We start from the raw sequence: 20,022 nt of genomic DNA, 5'->3' as shown, positions 1-20,022 counted from the left end.
ACCCCGCACCAACAGCTACCACCACCCCGAACGACTCCTCCACCACGAAGACGACGACGAACCCGATTGACGCAACGCGCATCTGCGATGCGCGCGGTGGCTCAGACCGTCAGGCCGGCATCACCCGGCGGACGTCGGGGCCCCACAGCGGTTGCATGCCACCGGGCAGCGCCAACTGCGTGGTGGTGATCACCTCGGCGAGCTCGCGCAGTCCCGCGTGCACCGAACCGAGCAGGCCGGCCAGTTCGGCGCGCAGCCCCTCGGTGCTGACGACTTCCAGCTGGGCAGGATGCGAGCGGCGCAGCAGAGTGCCGATCTCGTCCACCAGCCGCTCCGGGCGCGACGACCCCGACGCCCCCGGCAGGTCCTTCAGGTTGGCCCGCAGCCGCTCCACCTGATACAGCAACGACCGCGGGTTCTGAGCGTCGAACAGCATCAGCTCGGTCACGGCGGCGACGCTGACCTTCCCCACGGTGCGGCGCCGGTAGATGACCGAGGACTCGCACGCCACCAGCGTCGCCTCGATGATCGTCTGTTCGGCGGCGGGGCCGCGCGCCGCGGTCAGCGTGGCCCGCAACAGCGCGGTCAGCCAGAGGCCCCGTTCGATCCGCTTGCCGATGTCCATCATCGTCCAGCCCGCGTCGCGCACCATCGACTCGCCGGCCACCCCGGCCAGGGTCAGCATCCCGGACAGCGTCTGCGTCTGAGCCGATGCGAGCAGCGCGTCGGCCTCGGCGAGCGAATCCGGCGGCTCGCGCCGCTGGGCGAGCGCGCGCTCGACCCCGGCCAGCACCATCCAGGTGTCGTTGGACAGCTGGTCGCGCACCGCCCTGGCGGCAAGCGCCAGGCCTTCCACCGACTGCACCAGCGATCCGGGGTGGTCCGGATCCACCGTCAGCGACCACAGGGTCGAGGGGGCGACGGCGATCATCTCGGCCCCGTCACCGGCGCTGTCCTGGTCGGCCGGGGAGTCGGTGCCGGTGATCCGGCCCAGGGCGGCCATCAGGACCGGCACGCATTCGCTTTCCTCGGTGTGCTGCTGATGCCGGTAGACGTGGAACCTGTCCCGGGCCACGAGCAGCAGGCGCGCCATGTTCTCCGCGCGCTCGCCGTAGCGGCCGATCCAGAACAGGTCGGACAGCACGCGCGGTGAGCTGACGCCCCAGGTGCCGGCGGCCGTCTTCGCCGGCGGTGCGGGCGACGGCAGGCTCACCGCCTCGGCCCGCGCGCGCTCCGTCGGCCGCACCCAGACATCCTTGGCGGCAACGGTTTGCAGCGTGTACGCGGCCGGCCCGGGCGCCAGCACGTAGCCCACGCCACCGATCATCGGGGCGTATCCGCCGCGCTGGGCGACGTTGAACAACCGAATGCCGACGCCGGCCGACGACAACACCCCGGCATGGTCGGTGGGCGCCGACGAGAACTGCGGCAGCTCCTGGCCGATCCACTGCCACGGCATCTTCTCGATGCGGGCGGCCAACTGCGCCAGTTGATGAGACGAAAGGGTCGGCCCGACAAGGGTTTTCCCGCCAACGGTGGACTTGATCAGCAGCGACGACAGTTTGGCCAGCAGGTGCGAACGTTCGGCGGCGATGCCGCCCCAGTACACCGGCGCGGTCTCCAGCAGGGCGGCCTCGGCGAGCAGGTGCTCGGATAGCTTCGGCAAAAACCGAAGCAGCCCAGGGTTTTCCAGGATTCCACTGCCCAGCGTGTTGACCACGGTCACCGTCCCGCGGTGGCACGCCTCCACCAGTCCGGCCACGCCCAGCCGGGAATCGGCCCGCAGGTCCAGCGGATCGGCATAGTCGGCGTCGACCCGGCGAAGGACGACGTCGACCCGTTTCAGGGTGCCCAGCGAGCGCATCCACAACTTGCCGTCGCGCACCACCAGGTCCGCGCTCTCCACCAACGGAAAACCCAGCAGCGTGGCCAGATACGCCTGGTCGAACGCGGTTTCGGAGAAGATGCCCGGGCTGAGCACCACCACCATCGGATCCTGCGCGTCATCGGGCGCGGCGTCGATCAGCGCCAGCCGCAGCGCCTGGGCGAACGGCGTCGTCGGGCGCGGCACGATCCGTTCGTAGAGATCGGGAATCGAATGCGCGACGACGCGCCGGTCCGCCAGCGCGTAGCCGGCGCCCGACGGCGCCTGCGTCCAGTCGGCGTTGACCCGGAAGCTGCCGTCCGGTAACCGGCTGACGTCGCAGGCGTGCAGGAAAAGCTGGTGATGCCCGGGCACTTCGATGCCGTTGGCGGCGCGCACATAGCCGGGATGGGCGAACAGCAACTCCGGAGGCAGGATGCCGTCGGTGAGCAGGCTGCGCGACCCGTACAGGTCGGCGAGCACGGCGTCGAGTAACCGGGACCGCTGCGTCAGCCCGGCCTCGAGGCCCTCCCACTCCGCGGCCGACAGCACGAGCGGCAGCGTGTCCAGAATCCACGCCCGCGGCTCCAGCCCGTGCTCGCCGGGATCGACGTCGGTGTAGGTGATGCCGTCGCTGTCGATCAGGCCGCGCACCACCGAGCGCAACCGGTCGAGCCCCGCCCGGCCACGCTCGGCGATGGTGTCGGCCAACTCAGCCCAGGCCGGCCGCACGTTCCCGTCCCGGTCGACGAACTCGTCGTAGCCGGCGGCCGGGCCGTGCCGAACGTCGAAGAGCGCCTCCTGTGCGCGCGCGGCCCGGTACCCGGCCAGCAGGCGGTCGGCGTCGTAGCGGTCCTCGTAGCCGTCTTCGTGGCGGCCGCCAGCGGCCGCCGGGGCTGCGCCGGCGCCGAATGTCCTGTCGGCAAACACCATTACCGCTGCACGGTACGCACGCGGCGCAGGTCGAGGATGCCCGGCGCGCCGACGTCGGTGAAGATGCGGGCCTGCTTCTCCCGGATGGCGGACAGGTCGAGCTTGCCGGGGGTGAAGACGGTCGCCTCGAAACGGCGGGCGCGGCGCGCCTCGGCTTCGACGGCGTTGACGGGCGGCTCGTCGTAGGCCCGCCCGCCGGGGTGCGCGACGTGATAGGTGCAGCCGCCGCGGGACGTGCCCGTCGTCAGGTCGATCAGCTCGAACTGCAGCGGGACGTCGGTGCTGATGGTGGGGTGCAGCGCGCTCGGCGGCTGCCAGGCCTTGAACCGCACCCCGCCCACGTGGATGTCGGGGTTGTCGGTGGCCAGCAGCGGCACCGGGTAGCCGTTGACGGTCAGCACGTAGCGGTGGCGGTCGGCGCCGATGATGCGGACCTGGATGCGCTCGACCGATGAGTCGACGTAGCGGGCGGTGCCGCTGGCGGTGGCCTCCTCGCCCAGGGTGTTCCACGGCTCGATCGCCCCGCGCAGCTCGATCTCCACGCCGTCGAACACCGCGGTGCCGATGCGCGGAAAGCGGAACTCGGTGAACGGGTCCAGCCAGCTGGTCTCGAACGCGATGCCGTGCGCGCGCAGGTCGGCCGCCACGTCGGCGATGTCGTGAATCAGGAAGTGCGGCAACAGGTATCGGCCATGCAGGTTGGCGCCGTGGCGAATCAGCGGGGCGCGCAGGGGTTCGTCCCAGAACCACGCCACCAGCGAGCGCACGAGCAGCGACTGCACCATCGCCATCCGCAGGTGCGGGGGCATCTCGAAGCCGCGCAGCTCCAGCAGGCCGAGCCGGCCACGGGCGCTGTCGGGGCTGTACAGCTTGTCGATGCAGAACTCGGCGCGGTGCGTGTTGCCGGTGATGTCGGTCAGCAGGTGGCGCAGCGCGCGGTCGATCACCCAGGGTTTGGGGGCGCCGCCCGCGCACAGCCGCGCGATCTCCGCGAACGCGATCTCCAGTTCGTACAGCGCCTCGGCGCGGCCCTCGTCGACGCGCGGCGCCTGCGAGGTGGTGCCGACGAACCGGCCGGCGAACAGATACGACAGCGACGGGTGCCGCTGCCAATAGGTCAGCAGCGAGACCAGCAGGTCCGGCCGCCGCAGCAGCGGGGAGTCCGCGGGCGTGACGCCGCCCAGCGTGATGTGATTGCCGCCGCCGGTGCCGCCGTGGGTCCCGTCGACGTCGAAGGACTCGGTCGACAACCGGGCCAATCGCGCCTGCTCATACAGCGTTTCGAGCTGCTGGCTCTGCTCGGCGAAGCTGGCGGTGGGCGCGACGTTGACCTCGATGACGCCCGGGTCCGGGGTGATCGTCGTCGAGCGCAGCCGTGGGTCCGGCGGCGGGTCGTAGCCTTCGATGACCACCGGGCAGCCGATCTCGGCGGCGGCGGCCTCGACGCGGGAAATGAGGTCGACGAAGTGTTCCAGCGCCTCGGTGGGCGGCATGAAGAGGTAGAGCAGGCCGCCGTGGCTTGACTGGCGGACCTCGGCGACCATCGCGGTGGGCGGCGCGGTGTCGGGGTCCTCCACGACCGCGGTGCCCGGCTCGGGCGCCAGCGCGTCGTCCCCGACGGTCTGGGGGTCGGTGTCGAACGACGGGCGCGGCGGCCGCCAGCTGATGGAATCCAGCGGCAGGCGCAGGCCCGCCGGAGAATCGCCGGGCAGCAACACGATCCGGCCGCGGCGCAGGCGCCAGTCGGCGCTGGCCCAGCCCAGGCCGTCGTCGCGGCGGTGCAGCGGCAGCACGAAAGCCGCTGGGGCGCTGACGGACTCGTCGAGGCGGGCCAGCAGCGCGGAGCGAGCGGCGGGGGAGTCCGCGGTGTCGTCGGGGCCCAAGTCGTCTGAACCGAGGTCGTCTGAACCGAGGTCGTCTGAACCGAGGTCGTCGGCGGGGTGTACCGGGTCGCCGTCGGGCTGCCGCACCTTGGTCGCCAGCCGGTGCAGCGGGTCCTCGTAGGCGGCCCGCACCTGCGACGGCGGCAACCCGAGGCCGTCGGCGATCCCGGCGAGCAGCCGGCGGCCCGCGTCGTCGTCGACGGGGGCCGGGCGGTCCCCCCACGGATCGGCCAGCAGCGCGTCGTCGTTCCACAGCGCACGCCCGTCGGTGCGCCAATACAACGCAATCTGCCAGCGCGGCAACGGTTCTCCCGGGTACCAGCGGCCCTGCCCGCGCTGCACCAGCCCGGTCGGCGCCCACGCCGTCTTCAGGCGCGCGGCCAGGTCGGAGGCGCGCTGCCGCTTGTGCGGGCCGTCGGCGGCGGTGGTCCACTCCGCGCTGACCTGGTTGTCCACCGACACGAACGTCGGCTCACCACCGATGGTCAGCCGCACGTCGGCGGCCGCGAGACGCTCGTCGACGCGCGAGCCGACCTCGCAGATCGTCCGCCATGCGGCATCGGTGTAGGGCAGGGTGACGCGGGGGTCCTCGTGGACGCGGGTGACGGTGTTGGAGAACTCCAGCTCGGATGCGCACGGTTCGGTGCCGCCGCTGATGGGCGCCGCGGAGGCCGGCTGCGGGGTGGCCGCCAGCGGGATGTGGCCCTCGCCGGCGAACAACCCCGACGTCGGGTCCAGCCCGATCCAGCCCGCACCCGGGATGTACACCTCGGTCCAGGCGTGCAGGTCGGTGAAGTCCGCGGCGGGACCCGAGGGCCCGTCGAGCGCCTCGACGTCGGAGGCCAGCTGCACCAGGTAGCCGGACACGAAGCGGGCGGCCAGGCCCAGCTGCCGCAGGATCGACACCAACAGCCACGCGGAGTCGCGGCACGAGCCGACCCCGGTCCGCAGCGTGTGATCCGGTGTCTGCACGCCCGGTTCCATCCGCACGCTGTAGGCGACGTCGGCGTGGACGGCGCGGTTGAGGGCGACCAGCAGGTCGATGGTGCGCGTGCCGTCGGGCACCGAGAACTTGCGCACCCAGGCCCGGGAGAGCTCGCCGGGGCCCGAGCCCTCGCCGTCTTCGTCGACGGGCCGCAGGTAGGGCTCCAGGTCGGCGGCCAGCTCCTTGGGGTAGGTCAACCCGCCTTCCGGCCAGGTTTCGGCCCAGTCCTCGATGAAGAAGTCGAACGGGTTGATCACCTTGAGGTCGGCGATCAGCCCGACCGTGATGGTCAGTCGACGCATGGGGTTCGGGAACACCAGGCGCGCAAGGAAATTGCCCACCGCGTCCTGCTGCCAGTTGATGAAGTGCTCTTCGGGCTCGACGCGCAGCGAGTAGGCGTCCAGCGGCGTGCGGCAATGGGGCGCCGGGCGCAGCCGCACGACGTGCGGATACACCCGGACCGGCCGGTCAAAGGTGTAGCTGGTGCGGTGCTCCAGCGCGACTTTGATGCTCATATCACTTTGATGCTCATATCAAGGTGATCTCATCACAGGCGGCACGCGGCCGCAGCGCACCGCAGCCGCGGCTAACAGCGCCGTAACACCGGCCGCCGCCTGCGCTGATGCCGGCGGTTACGCCGGCTGCGGCCCCGGCGGCGGGCCGGCCTGGTAACCCGGCTGCGGCACGGGGACGACCTGGCCGCCGGAGAGCTTGCGGTAGGCGTAGATGATCACCAGCGACGCGACCGGCGCCGCCACCAGCAGGCCGATGCCGCACAGCAGCGCCCCGACGATGCCGCACGCGAGCGCGACCAACCACACCAGCAGGGCGTTGACGAAATTCGACCCGGCGAGCGAGAAGCTGGACGTGAAGCCCTTGATGGCCGACTCCGAGCGGTCGATCACGAACGGGACGGTGAATTGGGTGAAGATGCCCAGCACCAGGCCCGGGACGAAGCACAACACCGACGCGAGCGAGGTGAGGACCTCGACGATCAGCACGGCCAGAAACACCATGCCGAGGTTGCGTGGCTTGAAGAACGAGCCGATGGTCACCGCGCGGCCGTCGGCGAGGTCGAGGCAGCCGGAAAGGAACGCCGATTGCGCGAACGCGCTCACCGCGTAGGCCACCAGGTAGCCGAGGGTGAGCAGCCCGTACCCGGGGCCGGTCAGGTTCGTCGTGAAGGTGAAGTCGTAGTCGTCGGAGTTCGTGGCGGTGGCCATGTTCTGGCTCAGCGTGAGCAGCGCGACGGCCACCCCGATCAGCAGCCCGTAGACCAGCGCGGGGACGATCAACGCCGCGGCGTTCTTGGTGAAGGTGTTCCACGCCCAGTTGAACGCCTCGCCCACGCTGAACGCGGGCTTGGGCGGGGCCCCATAGCTGGGCGGCGGGGGATAGCCGGGCGGGTTGTGTTCGCTGCCGTGCGGGTCGGCCGGTGTGCCGGGATTCTCGGGAGGCTGGCTCATGTCCGTCCTAGCTGTTGACTCAACCTGTGGGCACGCGCACACGGGAACTTAGCAAAGATGTGTCCCCGCCGCCCGGATTAAATTCCGTGGTATGCCTGAAGCCGTGTCCGACGGTCTGTTTGACATGCCCAGTGACCTGCCCGGGGCGCAGCCGGGGGGCAATCACGGCCTGGGTGTGTCGGCCGGCGCGCCCCTGGCGGTGCGCATGCGCCCGGCCTCGCTGGACGAAGTGGTCGGGCAGCAGCACCTGCTGGCGCCCGGCTCGCCGCTGCGCCGCCTCGTCGAGGGATCCGGCGTGGCGTCGGCCATCCTCTACGGCCCGCCGGGCAGCGGCAAGACGACGCTGGCCGCGCTGATCTCCCAGGCCACCGGCCGGCGGTTCGAGGCGCTGTCGGCGCTGTCGGCCGGTGTCAAGGAGGTGCGTGCCGTCATCGAGAAGGCGCGGCACGCGCTTCTCAACGGCGAGCAGACGGTGCTGTTCATCGACGAGGTGCACCGGTTCTCCAAGACCCAGCAGGACGCCCTGCTGTCCGCCGTGGAGAACCGGGTGGTGCTGCTGGTGGCCGCGACCACCGAGAACCCGTCGTTTTCGGTGGTGGCGCCCCTGCTGTCCCGGTCGCTGATCCTGCAATTGCGCCCGCTGAGCGCCGACGACATCCGCACCGTGGTGCAGCGGGCGATCGCCGATCCCCGCGGGCTGGGCGGTCGCGTCGCGGTGACGGACGACGCCCTCGATCTGCTGGTCCGACTGGCCGCCGGGGATGCCCGGCGGGCGCTGACCGCGCTGGAGGTGGCGGCGGAATCGGCTGAGGCGGCCACCGAGTCGGTCACCGTCGAGACCATCGAGCAGTCGCTGGACAAGGCCGCGGTGCGCTACGACCGCGACGGCGACCAGCACTACGACGTCATCAGCGCCTTCATCAAGTCGGTGCGCGGCTCCGACGTCGACGCGGCGCTGCACTATCTGGCCCGCATGCTCGTCGCGGGGGAGGACCCGCGGTTCCTCGCCCGCCGGCTGATGATCCTGGCCAGCGAGGACATCGGCATGGCCGATCCGAGCGCCCTGCAGATCGCGGTGGCCGCCGCCCAGACCGTGCAGCTGATCGGCATGCCCGAGGCGCAGCTGACGCTGGCGCACGCCACCATCCACCTGGCCACCGCGCCCAAGTCGAACTCCGTCACCACCGCGCTGGCGGCGGCGATGGACGACATCAAGGCGGGCAAGGCCGGGCTGGTGCCGCCGCATCTGCGCGACGGGCACTATTCCGGCGCGGCGGCGCTGGGGCACGCGCAGGGTTACCGGTACTCGCACAACGATCCCGACGGCGTCGTCGCCCAGCAGTACCCGCCGGACGAGCTGGCGGGCGTCGACTACTACCGGCCGACCGGCCGCGGCGGCGAGCGGGAGATGGCCGGGCGGCTGGAACGGTTGCGGGCGATCATCCGCGGGAAGCGGGGACGGGCGTGAAGCACTTCACCGACCAGGAGATGGGCGAGCTGCTGCCCAGCGCCAGGGAATACAGCGTCGTCGTCCTCAAGCGGGGTCCCCGGTTCGGCGACGAGTCGTCGCCGGCGATCATCTGGGAGCACGGGCGGCGCAATTTCGGGCTGCGCGACGACGGCGTGCTGGCCGTGGTGCTGCCGGTCGCCGACGAGTCCGACGTGTGCGGCATCGGGGTGTTCGCCGCCACGGTCGACGAGACCACCGCGATCATGCAGGAGGACCCCGGGGTGGCGGCGAATGTCTTCACCTACCAGGTGCACCCCTGCCGGGGATTCCCCGGCGACGCGCTGCCCTGAAAGGCTCGACGCCCCATGTGCGGCTGGCCGCACACTCGAGGCGAAAGCCCGCGGTTAGACCAACTCGGGCACCCGCAGGTGCGCGATCGCCAACTCGAATTCGGCGACGTCGATCACCTCGGCGCCCAGCTCCCGCACGCGCCTGCTGCGCAACTCGGTCGCCCGGTCGCGGTTGCGGGCCATGGCGTCCATCGAGTCGAACGTCGAGCACGACACCGCCCGCCGGCACGCGGGATGGTCCACCAACAGGCTGGCGCTGCAGAACCCGTCGAGATGCTCCATCTCCGGCAGCACCGAGGACCGGTAGAAGTCCAGCGATCGGCTGAGCTGATCGGGCACCACCTTGAGCCAGGTGGCCCGCACGCAGGCCCCCTGCCGGGAGGGATGGTCGCGGTGCAGCAAAGCGATGTCCCACTCCTCGACGCGCGCGCTGCCGTCGAACATCAGGGCGGCCCGATCGCGGATCGGGGCGACCCGCTCGGCGCTGGCGCGCATGGCGTCGATGCTGTCCCACGCGCTGGTGGCGATGCAGGTTCCGGACTGCCGGTCGACCAACAGTGACAGTCCGACGCAGCCGTCGATCGCCTCGAGTGCCGGCATGACGACATCGCGCAGGTGCGCGATTCCGATGTCGACCGACAAGGGCTGCGCCTGGATGGTGGTAGAGCGTGCGTACACGGCTGACCCCTCTCTGTCGGGGCTGGTAATTGAGCGGGCCCCGGTGGCGCCACCGGCCCCACCAGTTACCTTCCTCCTGCCCGCTACCCGCCGCAATGCCCTGATGTGGCCGCGCTCACAAACGGTTGGCCGGTCTTGAGCAGGCCCGGCGGGCGGCCCGTAGGCTGGTCCGAATGCATACCGATGTGCTGGACGTGGACACCACACGGCGCCGCATCGTCGACCTGACCGAGGCGGTGCGCGGCTTCTGCTGGTCGCGGGGCGACGGCTTGTGCAACGTGTTCGTCCCGCACGCGACGGCCGGCGTCGCCATCATCGAGACGGGGGCCGGCTCCGACGACGACCTGGTCGACACGCTCGAACGGCTGCTGCCCCGCGACGACCGCTACCGGCATTCGCACGGCTCGCCGGGTCACGGCGCCGACCACGTGCTGCCGGCGCTCGTCGCGCCGTCGGTGACGGTGCCGGTCTCCGGCGGGGAGCCGATGCTGGGCACCTGGCAAAGCATCGTGCTAGTCGACCTGAACCGCGACAACCCGCAGCGGTCGGTGCGGCTGAGCTTCCTGGAGGGCTAGCGGCCCGCTACATCCACCAGTCCGGCGAATAGGCTGGAGCAGACGTCCACGCAATGAGCAAACAGGAAAGAAGCGGACTCAACAGTGCAGACACACGAGATCAGGAAGCGGTTTCTTGATCATTTCGTGAAGGCGGGCCACACCGAGGTGCCGAGCGCATCGGTGATCCTCGACGACCCCAACCTGCTGTTCGTCAACGCGGGCATGGTCCAGTTCGTGCCGTACTTCCTGGGCGCGCGCACCCCGCCGTACTCGACGGCCACCAGCATCCAGAAGTGCATCCGCACGCCCGACATCGACGAGGTCGGCATCACCACCCGGCACAACACCTTCTTCCAGATGGCCGGCAACTTCTCGTTCGGCGACTACTTCAAGCGCCGCGCCATCGAGCTGGCGTGGACCCTGCTGACCAACGGCGTGTCCGAGGGGGGCTACGGCCTGGACCCCGAACGGATCTGGACGACGGTCTACTTCGACGACGACGAGGCCGTGCAGCTGTGGCAGGAGATCGCCGGGCTGCCGGCCGAGCGGATCCAGCGCCGCGGCATGGAGGACAACTACTGGTCCATGGGGATCCCCGGACCGTGCGGCCCGTCCTCGGAGATCTACTACGACCGCGGGGAGGAGTTCGGGGTCGGCGGCGGCCCGGTGGCCAACGAAGACCGTTACATCGAGATCTGGAACCTCGTGTTCATGCAGAACGAACGCGGCGAGGGCACCGGCAAAACGGACTTCGAAATCCTGGGGCCGTTGCCGCGCAAGAACATCGACACCGGCATGGGCGTCGAGCGGGTCGCGTTCATCCTGCAGGGCGTGCACAACGTCTACGAGACCGACCTGCTGCGCCCGGTCATGGAAACGGTGGCCGCCGTGGCCGCCCGGCCCTACGACTCCGGCTACCACGAAGACGACGTGCGCTACCGGGTGATCGCCGACCACAGCCGCACCGCGGCGATCCTGATCGGCGATGGCGTCACCCCGGGTAACGACGGGCGCGGGTACGTGCTGCGCCGACTGCTGCGCCGCGTGATCCGGTCGGCCAAGCTGCTCGACATCGAGGGACCCATCGTCGGCGAGCTGATGGCCACCGTGCGGGACGCCATGGGCCCGTCGTACCCCGAGCTGGTCGCCGACTTCGACCGGATCAGGCGCATCGCCGTGGCCGAGGAGACCGCCTTCAACCGCACGCTGGCGGCCGGCTCCAAGCTGTTCGACGAGGTCGCCGGCACCACCAAAGCCGCCGGCGCCAAGGCGATCTCCGGCTCGGACGCCTTCACCCTGCACGACACCTACGGCTTCCCCATCGAGCTGACCCTGGAGATGGCCGCCGAGGCGGGCCTGCAGGTCGACGAGATCGGCTTTCGGGAACTGATGGCCGAGCAGCGGCGCCGTGCCAAGGCGGACGCCGCCGCCCGCAAGCACGCGCACGCCGACCTGAGCGCCTACCGCGAGCTGGTCGACGCCGGGCCCACCGAGTTCACCGGCTTCGATGAATTGTCTTCGGAAGCAAAGATTCTCGGCATCTTCGTGGACGGCAAGCGGGTGCCGGTCGTCGCCCACGGCGCGCAAACAGGAGGGGCCGCCCAGCAGGTCGAGCTCGTGCTCGACCGCACCCCGCTCTACGCCGAGTCGGGTGGGCAGATCGCCGACGAGGGCACCATCAGCGGGACGGGGACCAGTGAGAGCGCCCGCGCGGCGGTCACCGACGTGCAGAAGATCGCCAAAACCCTGTGGGTGCACCGGGTCAACGTCGAGTCCGGTGAATTCGTCGAGGGCGACACCGTCGTCGCGGCGGTCGACCCGGAATGGCGCCGCGGGGCCACGCAGGGGCACTCGGGCACCCACATGGTGCACGCCGCCCTGCGCCAGGTGCTGGGCCCCAACGCCGTCCAGGCGGGATCGCTGAACCGCCCCGGCTACCTCCGGTTCGACTTCAATTGGCAGGGGCCGCTGTCCGACGAGCAGCGCACCCAGGTCGAAGAGGTCACCAACCAGGCCGTGCAGGCCGACTTCAAGGTGCACACCTTCATCGAGCAGCTGGACAAGGCCAAGGCGATGGGCGCGATGGCGATGTTCGGCGAGGCCTACCCGGACGAGGTGCGCGTGGTGGAGATCGGCGGCCCGTTCTCGCTGGAGCTCTGCGGTGGGACCCACGTGCACAACTCGGCGCAGATCGGGCCGGTGACCATCCTGGGCGAATCGTCGGTCGGGTCGGGGGTCCGCCGGGTCGAGGCCTACGTCGGGCTGGACTCGTTCCGCCACCTGGCCAAGGAACGCGCGCTGATGGCCGGGCTGGCGTCGTCGCTGAAGGTGCCGTCCGACGAGGTGCCGACCCGGGTGGCCAACCTGGTCGAGCGGCTCAAGGCCGCCGAGAAGGAACTCGAACGCGCCCGGCTGGCGAGCGCCCGCGCCGCCGCGACCAACGCCGCGGCGGGCGCGGAGCGTATCGGTAACGTCCGTGTGGTGGCGCAACGGATGTCCGCGGGGATGACGGCCGGTGACCTGCGTTCCCTGGTGGGTGACATTCGCGGCAAGCTGGGCAGCGATCCCGCGGTGGTGGCGCTGATCGCGGAGGGCGAGGGCGGCAGCGTGCCGTACGCGGTCGCCGCGAACCCCGCCGCCCAGGAACTCGGAATCCGCGCCAACGACCTGATCAAGCAACTGGCCGCGACCGTCGACGGCCGCGGCGGGGGCAAGCCGGACTTGGCGCAGGGCTCCGGCAAGGACGCGACCCGCATCGACGCGGCGCTCGAGGCGCTGCGCTCCGAGATAGCGCGGGTCGGCTGAGTGGTTCCCGCACAGCATCGCTTGCCCGACCGGCCCGGTGAACCGGGCCAGGACCCCGGTCGGGGCCGACGGATCGGCGTAGACGTCGGCAGCGTGCGCATCGGCGTCGCCTGCAGCGACCCCGACGGCATCCTGGCCACCCCGGTGGAAACCGTGCGGCGCGACCGCTCCGGCAAACACGTGCGGCGGCTCGCCGAGCTGGCCGCGGAGCTGGGGGCGGTCGAGGTGGTCGTCGGGCTGCCGCGGACGCTGGCCGACCGCACCGGCCCCTCGGCGCTCGACGCCATGGAGCTCGCCGACACGCTGGCGCAGCGGATCGCGCCCACGCCCGTGCGACTGGCCGACGAACGGCTGACCACGGTGAGCGCGCAGCGGTCGCTGCGCGCGGCCGGTGTCCGGGCCAAAGAGCAGCGGGCGGTGATCGACCAGGCGGCCGCGGTGGCCATCCTGCAGAGCTGGCTCGACCAGCGCCGCGCCACCCTGGCGGCGGGGGAGCCCGCCGATGGTTGACAGCGCACGGCGCCAACGGGCCGAACCCGAAGCGGTCGGTCCGTCCCGAAAGGGGAGCCGCGTCGCCCGGAACCGGGCCCAGCGGGGACGCCGCCGGCGGTTCACCGGCCAGATCGTGCTCGCGGTCGTGGCCGTCGTCGTGCTGGTGGGGGTGTTCGTCGGCGCCAAGCTCTGGCACACGGTGTTCGGGGCCGGTGACGACTACACCGGAGACGGCAAGCGCGACATCGTCATCCAGATCAAGGACGGCGACTCGACCACCATGGTCGGGGAGACGCTGCAGCACGAGCAGGTGGTCAAGACCGTCCGCGCCTTCGTCAACGCCGCGCACGGCAACAGCAAGATCTCCTCGATCCAGCCCGGCTATTACCGGATGCGCACCGAAATCCCGGCGGCCAACGCGGTCGCGCGGCTGACCGACCCGAACAACCGGGTCGGCCGGCTGGTCATCCCCGAAGGCCGCCAGCTCGACGACACCACCGACATGAAGACCAACAAGGTGAACCCGGGGATCTTCACCCTGATCTCCCGCGCCACCTGCGTGGACCTGGATGGCAACCAGCACTGCGTGGCGGTGGAGGAGCTGCGGGCGGCGGCGACCAACAGCCCCCCCGCGGCGCTGTCGGTGCCGCCGTGGGCCGTCGAGCCGTTCACCGAGCTCGGCAAGGACCATCGCCGGATCGAGGGGCTGATCGCACCGGGGACCTTCAACGTCGACCCGTCCGCCTCGGCCCAGACCATCCTGTCCGGGCTGATCAGCGCCGGCGCCGTCGAGTACATGAAGTCCGGGCTGGGGGACACCGCCCAAACCATGGGCCTGTCGCCCTACGACATCCTGGTGGTGGCCTCGCTGGTGGAGCAGGAATCCAAATCCCAGGACTTCGCCAAGGTCGCCCAGGTCATCTACAACCGCCTGCACGCGCACCACACGCTGGAATTCGACTCGACGGTCAACTACCCGCTGGACCGCCGCGAGGTCGCCACCACCGACGCCGACCGCGCCCAGAAGACGCCGTGGAACACCTACGTGTCGCAGGGGCTGCCGGCGACGGCGATCTGCTCGCCCGGTACCGACGCCCTGCATGCCGCCGAGCATCCCGAGCCCGGCGACTGGTTGTACTTCGTCACCATCGACGCCCAGGGGACGACGCTGTTCACCAAGGATTATCAGCAGCACCTGGCCAATATCGAGCTGGCTAAGCGCAACGGTGTCCTCGACTCCGCACGGTAGGGCGCCCGTCCCGGGCGCGGCCCGGAAAGCGGCGGTGCTCGGCAAGCCGATCGCCCACTCGAAGTCACCGCAGCTGCACCTGGCGGCCTACCGGGCGCTGGGCCTGCACGACTGGACCTACGAGCGCATCGAGTGCGACGCCGAGCAGCTGCCCGCGGTGGTCGGCGGGTTCGGGCCCGAGTGGGTCGGGGTGTCGGTGACCATGCCGGGCAAGTTCGCCGCGCTGCGGTTCGCCGACGAGCGCACCGACCGGGCCGAGCGGGTCGGGTCGGCCAACACCCTGGTCCGCACGGCGGCGGGCTGGCGGGCCGACAACACCGACATCGACGGCGTCGCGGGGGCGCTGGCGTCACAAGGGGAAGTGGCCGGCCTGGCGCTGGTGTGCGGCTCGGGCGGCACCGCGCCGGCGGCCGTCCTGGGGCTGGCTCAGCTCGGCGTCACCGCCATCACCGTCGTCGCGCGCAACCCCGATCAGGCGGCCCGGCTGGTGGACCTCGGCACGGGCGCCGGGGTGCCGACGCGGTTCGTGGCCCTGGACAGCGACGGGCTGGCCGGCGCGGTGGCCGCCGCCGAGGTGCTGGTCAGCACCATCCCCGCGAACGTCGCGGCGCGGTACGCGGACACCTTCGCGCCGATCCCGGTGCTGCTCGACGCCGTCTACGACCCGTGGCCCACGCCGCTGGCCGCCGCGGTGGCCGCGGCGGGCGGCCGCGTCGTCAGCGGGTTGCAGATGCTGCTGCACCAGGCGTTCACCCAGGTCGAGTTGTTCACAGGGCTCCCGGCGCCGCGAGAGGCAATGGCCGCGGCCCTCGGCTAGCGTCCGCGGCATGCGGATGGCGGCGACGGTCGCGGTGCTGGCCTGGCTGGCGGTGTTGAGCGGATACGACGTCCGCGAGCGCCGGTTGCCGAATCTGCTGACGCTGCCCGGGGCCGGGGTGATCCTGCTGGCGGCCGCCGTGGCCGGGCGCGGCTGGCCCGCCCTGGCCGGCGCGGCCGCGCTGACCGCGATCTATCTGCTGGTGCACCTGATGGCGCCGGCGGGGATGGGGGCCGGCGACGTCAAGCTGGCGATCGGCGTGGGCGCGCTGGCCGGCTGCTTCGGCGCCGCGGTGTGGTTCCTGGCGGCGCTGGCCGCGCCGCTGCTGACCGTGACGTGGGGCCGGCTCGCCGGCCGGGCGGGCGCGGCCGCGGTGCCGCACGGCCCGTCGATGTGCGTGGCCACCGCCGCCGCGATCGGGCTGGCGCTCGCCTGACCCCGACGGCGGCGCGCGGATGCAAGGCCACCCGGGCGCACATGGGAAGATGATCGGGTGTTGCGTTGGATCACCGCAGGAGAGTCGCATGGCCGCGCGTTGGTGGCCATGGTCGAGGGCATGGTCGCCGGCGTTGAGGTCACCTCCACCGACATCGCCGACCAATTGGCCCGCCGCCGGCTCGGTTACGGCCGCGGCGCGCGGATGAAGTTCGAGCGCGACGCGGTGACCGTGCTGTCCGGGGTGCGCCACGGGCTGACGCTGGGCGGGCCCATCGCGATCGAGATCGGCAACACCGAGTGGCCCAAGTGGGAGACCGTGATGGCCGCCGACCCGGTCGACCCGGCGCGAGCCGCCGAGCTGGAAAACTCAGCGCGCAACGAACCGCTCACCCGGCCGCGGCCCGGCCACGCCGACTACGCGGGCATGCTCAAGTACGGCTTCGACGACGCCCGGCCGGTGCTGGAGCGGGCCAGCGCCCGCGAGACCGCTGCCCGCGTCGCGGCCGGGACCATCGCCCGGTCGTTCCTGCGCCAGGCGATGGGCGTCGAGGTGCTGTCCCACGTCATCGCGATCGGTCCGTCGGAACCCTACGACGGCCCGCCGCCGCGGCCGCAAGACCTGCCCGCCATCGACGACAGCCCGGTGCGCGCCTTCGACAAGGCCGCCGAAGAGGCGATGATCGCCGAGATCGAGGCGGCCAAGAAGGACGGTGACACGCTCGGCGGTGTGATCGAGGTGGTGGCCCTGGGCCTGCCCGTCGGGCTCGGCTCGTTCACCAGCGGCGACAACCGGCTCGACAGTCAGCTCGCCGCCGCGGTCATGGGGGTCCAGGCCATCAAGGGCGTGGAGATCGGCGACGGCTTCGAGACGGCGCGCCGTCGGGGCAGCCGCGCCCACGACGAGATGTATCCCGGGCCCGACGGCGTCGTCCGCTCGACCAACCGCGCCGGCGGGCTCGAGGGCGGCATGACCAACGGCCAGCCGCTGCGGGTGCGCGCCGCGATGAAGCCCATCTCCACCGTGCCGCGGGCGCTGGCCACCGTCGACATGGCCACCGGCGGCGAGGCCGTCGCCATCCACCAGCGGTCCGACGTCTGCGCGGTGCCGGCCGCCGGCGTGGTGGTCGAGGCCATGGTGGCGTTGGTACTGGCGCGCGCGGCGCTGGAGAAGTTCGGCGGCGACTCGCTCACCGAGACCCGCCGCAACATCGAGGCGTATCGGCGCGCGGTCGCCGACCGGGAGCCGCCGGCCGCGCGGGGTACCGCGTGATGGCCCCCAGGGCGGTACTCGTCGGGCTGCCGGGGTCGGGCAAGTCCACCATCGGGCGGCGCCTGGCCAAGGCGCTCGGCGTCGAGTTCCTCGACACCGACGCCGCGATCGAGCAGCGGACCGGCCGCAGCATCGCCGACATCTTCGCCGCCGACGGCGAGCGGGAGTTCCGCCGCATCGAGGAGGACGCGGTGCGCGACGCGCTGGCCCACCACGACGGCGTGGTGTCGCTCGGCGGCGGGGCCGTCACCAGCCCCGGGGTCTGCGCGGCGCTGGCCGGCCACACCGTCATCTACCTGGAGATCAGCGCCGGTGAGGGCGTGCGGCGCACCGGCGGCGGCGCGGTGCGCCCCCTGCTCGCCGGCCCCGACCGCGCCGAGAAATACAAGGCGCTGATGGCCCAGCGGGCGCCGCTGTACCGGCGGGTGTCGACCATCCGTGTTGACACCAACCGCCGCAATCCCGGCGCGGTGGTGCGCTACATCGTGTCCCGGCTGGAGACGCCCGAGGGCGCGCACGCGGAGGCCGCCACATGACGCGCCCGGATCCGGTCACCGTGCAGGTGGCCGTCGACCCGCCCTATCCGGTGGTGATCGGCGCCGACCTGGGCGAGGAGCTGGTCGACCTCCTCTGCGACCGGCACCGGGTGGCCGTCGTGCACCAGCCGGTGCTGGTGCACACCGCCGAGGCGATCCGAAGCCGGCTGGCGGACAAGGGTGTCGACGCGCACCGCATCGAGATCCCGGACGCCGAGGCCGGAAAGGACCTGCCGGTCGTCGGCTTCCTCTGGGAGGTGTTGGGCCGCATCGGCATCGACCGCAAAGACGCCGTGGTCAGCCTCGGCGGCGGCGCCGCCACCGACGTCGCCGGCTTCGCGGCGGCGACCTGGCTGCGCGGCGTCGACATCGTCCACGTCCCCACCACGTTGCTCGGCATGGTCGATGCGGCCGTCGGCGGCAAGACGGGCATCAACACCGACGCCGGCAAGAACCTGGTGGGCGCGTTCCACCAGCCGCTCGCGGTGTTCGTCGACCTGGCGACCCTGGAAACCTTGCCGCACAACGAACTCGTCGCCGGGATGGCCGAGGTGGTCAAGGCCGGCTTCATCGCCGACCCGGTGATCCTCGAGCTCATCGAGGCCGACCCGCGCGCCGCCGTGGACCCCACGTGCGAGGTGCTGCCGGAGCTGATCCGGCGCTCGATCGCCGTCAAGGCGCGGGTGGTCGCCGCCGACGAGAAGGAGTCGGAGCTGCGCGAAATCCTCAACTACGGCCACACTTTGGCGCACGCGATCGAGCGCAGGGAGCGCTACGAGTGGCGCCACGGGGCCGCGGTGTCGGTGGGCCTGGTGTTCGCCGCGGAGCTGGCCCGGCTGGCCGGCCGGCTCGACGACGCGACCGCGCAGCGCCACCGCACCGTGCTGTCGGCGCTCGGGCTGCCGGTCGGCTACGATCCCGACGCGCTGCCGCAGCTGCTGGAATACATGGCCCAGGACAAGAAGTCGCGCGCCGGTGTGCTGAGGTTCGTGGTCCTCGACGGGCTGGCCAAGCCGGGCCGGCTGGCCGGCCCCGACCCGTCGCTGCTGGCGGCGGCGTACGCCGGGCTGTCCGGCGAAGAGGGTGAGCGATGACCGGCAGCGTGCACGTCATCAACGGCCCGAACCTGGGCCGGCTGGGCCGCCGCGAGCCCGAGGTGTACGGGGACACCACACACGAGCAACTGGCCGCGCTGATCGAGCGGGAGGCCGCCGCACTAGGCCTGAAAGCCGTTGTGCGCCAAAGCGACAGCGAAGCCCAGCTGCTGGACTGGATTCACTCGGCCGCCGACGCGGGCGAACCGGTCATCCTCAACGCCGGTGGCCTGACCCACACGTCGGTCGCGCTGCGCGACGCCTGCGCCGAGCTGCGCGCGCCCCTAATCGAGGTGCACATCTCCAACGTGCATGCCCGCGAGGAGTTTCGGCGCCACTCGTACCTGAGCCCGGTCGCGACGGGCGTCATCGTCGGGCTGGGAATCCAGGGCTACCTGCTCGCCCTGCGCTATCTGGCGGAAGCCGCCGAGCGCTAACCCTTGTCCGAGTCCGGCTTGCCGGGCTCGTCGCCGACCGTCCGGATCACCTCGGTCTTGGGGTCGTCGTCGGTCTTGGCGATCGTTTCGGTGGGCGCGTCGCGCTCGGCCGCTTCCGTGGGTGCCTCCCGCTCGGCGGTCGCGACCGCCGCGGTCCGCTCCTCGTGCTGCGCTGCGGCCGCCGGGATCTCCCCGGTCGGCGCGTCGTCACCGCGCACCGTGGAGAACACGTCGGTGTCACTGTCGCGCCCTTGCTTGTCCCCGAGGCCATGGCGTTTTTCCGGCTCCTTCTCGTACTGCCGGTCCACCCGCCAGCGGCCGATGGTCACGCCGATGATCCCGGGCAGGAACACGCAGAGCGCGGTGAACGCCGCGAACGTGGTCAGCTCGTTGATCAGCCCGCCCGTGTAGAGGCCCTTGTAGAACAGCGCGATGAGCCAGGAGACGGCGCCGGACAGGACGCCGGCCACCAGGCCGGCCAGCAGCCAGGTCATCGCCAGGTCGCGCCGCCGGTCCGGGTCCGGGTTCGCGATGGCGTCGGCCCGGCCGTCGAATACCCCCCACACGGCCACGCCGATGATGAAGAGAAGCAGCAGCACCACGCTGAAAAGCCCGGCCTGCGTCTGCCACGCGTTGATCAACGCGCCTTGGAACAAACGAACGACTACCATCGCCGCGGCGTAGACCAATCCGCGCAGCATCCAGGACCTCATGGGCA

At 71.5% G+C, this 20,022-nt stretch carries 17 protein-coding genes; 12 read left to right on the top strand and 5 right to left on the bottom strand.

The annotated features are described in order from the left end of the window. Positions 1 to 109: 109 nt before the first annotated feature. From AWC03_RS01480 to AWC03_RS01470, 3 genes are all read right to left on the bottom strand, one after another. Positions 110 to 2,797 (bottom strand): circularly permuted type 2 ATP-grasp protein, encoded by a 2,688-nt coding sequence (locus tag AWC03_RS01480; RefSeq protein ID WP_085238759.1) that lies wholly within the window; start codon positions 2,795 to 2,797, stop codon positions 110 to 112. After that, on the bottom strand, positions 2,797 to 6,180 hold the full coding sequence (locus tag AWC03_RS01475; RefSeq protein ID WP_085238758.1) for a transglutaminase family protein: 3,384 nt from the start codon (positions 6,178 to 6,180) through the stop codon (positions 2,797 to 2,799). The genes AWC03_RS01480 and AWC03_RS01475 overlap by 1 nt, the downstream gene beginning before the upstream one ends. Positions 6,181 to 6,297: 117 nt before the next feature. Then, on the bottom strand, positions 6,298 to 7,131 hold the full coding sequence (locus AWC03_RS01470; RefSeq protein WP_085238757.1) for a hypothetical protein: 834 nt from the start codon (positions 7,129 to 7,131) through the stop codon (positions 6,298 to 6,300). Between the two features lie 91 nt (positions 7,132 to 7,222). On the opposite strand from AWC03_RS01470, the gene AWC03_RS01465 reads away from it, so the two are divergent. Together AWC03_RS01465 and AWC03_RS01460 are read left to right on the top strand one after the other, a co-directional pair. Then, complete coding sequence (locus tag AWC03_RS01465) at positions 7,223 to 8,599, top strand: replication-associated recombination protein A (protein ID WP_085238756.1); 1,377 nt, start codon at positions 7,223 to 7,225, stop codon at positions 8,597 to 8,599. After that, positions 8,596 to 8,931: a hypothetical protein gene (locus tag AWC03_RS01460; RefSeq protein WP_085238755.1), complete on the top strand. Its 336-nt coding sequence runs from the start codon at positions 8,596 to 8,598 to the stop codon at positions 8,929 to 8,931. The genes AWC03_RS01465 and AWC03_RS01460 overlap by 4 nt, the downstream gene beginning before the upstream one ends. 54 nt (positions 8,932 to 8,985) lie before the next feature. On the opposite strand, the gene AWC03_RS01455 is transcribed toward AWC03_RS01460, so the two are convergent. After that, a complete protein-coding gene (locus AWC03_RS01455; RefSeq protein ID WP_085238754.1) occupies positions 8,986 to 9,609 on the bottom strand; it encodes a hypothetical protein in 624 nt (207 codons plus the stop codon). Positions 9,610 to 9,794: 185 nt separating this feature from the next. On the opposite strand from AWC03_RS01455, the gene AWC03_RS01450 reads away from it, so the two are divergent. The 10 genes from AWC03_RS01450 to aroQ all read left to right on the top strand — a co-directional run bounded on the left by AWC03_RS01450 (position 9,795) and on the right by aroQ (position 19,304). Continuing rightward, a complete protein-coding gene (locus tag AWC03_RS01450; protein ID WP_208859496.1) occupies positions 9,795 to 10,184 on the top strand; it encodes a secondary thiamine-phosphate synthase enzyme YjbQ in 390 nt (129 codons plus the stop codon). A gap of 84 nt (positions 10,185 to 10,268) precedes the next feature. Continuing rightward, positions 10,269 to 12,971 (top strand): alanine--tRNA ligase, encoded by a 2,703-nt coding sequence (alaS, locus tag AWC03_RS01445; RefSeq protein WP_085238752.1) that lies wholly within the window; start codon positions 10,269 to 10,271, stop codon positions 12,969 to 12,971. After that, a complete protein-coding gene (gene ruvX, locus AWC03_RS01440) occupies positions 12,972 to 13,481 on the top strand; it encodes a Holliday junction resolvase RuvX (RefSeq protein WP_085238751.1) in 510 nt (169 codons plus the stop codon). Then, complete coding sequence (locus AWC03_RS01435) at positions 13,474 to 14,712, top strand: endolytic transglycosylase MltG (protein WP_085238750.1); 1,239 nt, start codon at positions 13,474 to 13,476, stop codon at positions 14,710 to 14,712. The genes ruvX and AWC03_RS01435 overlap by 8 nt, the downstream gene beginning before the upstream one ends. Then, complete coding sequence (locus AWC03_RS01430) at positions 14,690 to 15,529, top strand: shikimate dehydrogenase (RefSeq protein WP_085238749.1); 840 nt, start codon at positions 14,690 to 14,692, stop codon at positions 15,527 to 15,529. The genes AWC03_RS01435 and AWC03_RS01430 overlap by 23 nt, the downstream gene beginning before the upstream one ends. A 10-nt stretch (positions 15,530 to 15,539) precedes the next feature. Continuing rightward, positions 15,540 to 15,965: a prepilin peptidase gene (locus AWC03_RS01425; protein ID WP_085238748.1), complete on the top strand. Its 426-nt coding sequence runs from the start codon at positions 15,540 to 15,542 to the stop codon at positions 15,963 to 15,965. A 57-nt stretch (positions 15,966 to 16,022) separates the two neighbouring features. Then, complete coding sequence (gene aroC / locus AWC03_RS01420; protein ID WP_085238747.1) at positions 16,023 to 17,237, top strand: chorismate synthase; 1,215 nt, start codon at positions 16,023 to 16,025, stop codon at positions 17,235 to 17,237. Beyond that, positions 17,237 to 17,773, top strand: a complete 537-nt coding sequence (locus AWC03_RS01415; RefSeq protein ID WP_085238746.1) for a shikimate kinase — start codon at positions 17,237 to 17,239, stop codon at positions 17,771 to 17,773. The genes aroC and AWC03_RS01415 overlap by 1 nt, the downstream gene beginning before the upstream one ends. Then, positions 17,770 to 18,867, top strand: coding sequence for a 3-dehydroquinate synthase (aroB, locus tag AWC03_RS01410; protein WP_085238745.1), 1,098 nt, complete (start codon positions 17,770 to 17,772; stop codon positions 18,865 to 18,867). Before AWC03_RS01415 ends, aroB begins: the two co-directional genes overlap by 4 nt. Then, positions 18,864 to 19,304: a type II 3-dehydroquinate dehydratase gene (gene aroQ / locus AWC03_RS01405; protein ID WP_085238744.1), complete on the top strand. Its 441-nt coding sequence runs from the start codon at positions 18,864 to 18,866 to the stop codon at positions 19,302 to 19,304. The genes aroB and aroQ overlap by 4 nt, the downstream gene beginning before the upstream one ends. Here the strand turns inward: aroQ and AWC03_RS01400 are convergent. Continuing rightward, a complete protein-coding gene (locus AWC03_RS01400; RefSeq protein WP_085238743.1) occupies positions 19,301 to 20,017 on the bottom strand; it encodes a B-4DMT family transporter in 717 nt (238 codons plus the stop codon). The two genes, aroQ and AWC03_RS01400, sit on opposite strands and share 4 nt — an antisense overlap. Positions 20,018 to 20,022: the final 5 nt, after the last annotated feature.

It is taken from the genome of Mycobacterium europaeum (assembly GCF_002102155.1).
Taxonomy (GTDB): Bacteria; Actinomycetota; Actinomycetes; order Mycobacteriales; family Mycobacteriaceae; genus Mycobacterium; species Mycobacterium europaeum.
The sequence above is the reverse complement of the archived record's forward strand: the minus strand, read 5'-3'. Positions and strand labels throughout refer to the sequence as shown.

Bases quoted from the DNA above. Each gene is read 5' to 3' on its own strand.
- AWC03_RS01480 (WP_085238759.1), bottom strand. From the start codon at position 2,797: ATGGTGTTTGCCGACAGGACATTCGGCGCCGGCGCAGCCCCGGCGGCC.
- AWC03_RS01475 (WP_085238758.1), bottom strand. From the start codon at position 6,180: ATGAGCATCAAAGTCGCGCTGGAGCACCGCACCAGCTACACCTTTGAC.
- AWC03_RS01470 (WP_085238757.1), bottom strand. From the start codon at position 7,131: ATGAGCCAGCCTCCCGAGAATCCCGGCACACCGGCCGACCCGCACGGC.
- AWC03_RS01465 (WP_085238756.1), top strand. From the start codon at position 7,223: ATGCCTGAAGCCGTGTCCGACGGTCTGTTTGACATGCCCAGTGACCTG.
- AWC03_RS01435 (WP_085238750.1), top strand. From the start codon at position 13,474: ATGGTTGACAGCGCACGGCGCCAACGGGCCGAACCCGAAGCGGTCGGT.
- AWC03_RS01425 (WP_085238748.1), top strand. From the start codon at position 15,540: ATGCGGATGGCGGCGACGGTCGCGGTGCTGGCCTGGCTGGCGGTGTTG.
- AWC03_RS01415 (WP_085238746.1), top strand. From the start codon at position 17,237: ATGGCCCCCAGGGCGGTACTCGTCGGGCTGCCGGGGTCGGGCAAGTCC.
- aroB (WP_085238745.1), top strand. From the start codon at position 17,770: ATGACGCGCCCGGATCCGGTCACCGTGCAGGTGGCCGTCGACCCGCCC.
- aroQ (WP_085238744.1), top strand. From the start codon at position 18,864: ATGACCGGCAGCGTGCACGTCATCAACGGCCCGAACCTGGGCCGGCTG.
- AWC03_RS01400 (WP_085238743.1), bottom strand. From the start codon at position 20,017: ATGAGGTCCTGGATGCTGCGCGGATTGGTCTACGCCGCGGCGATGGTA.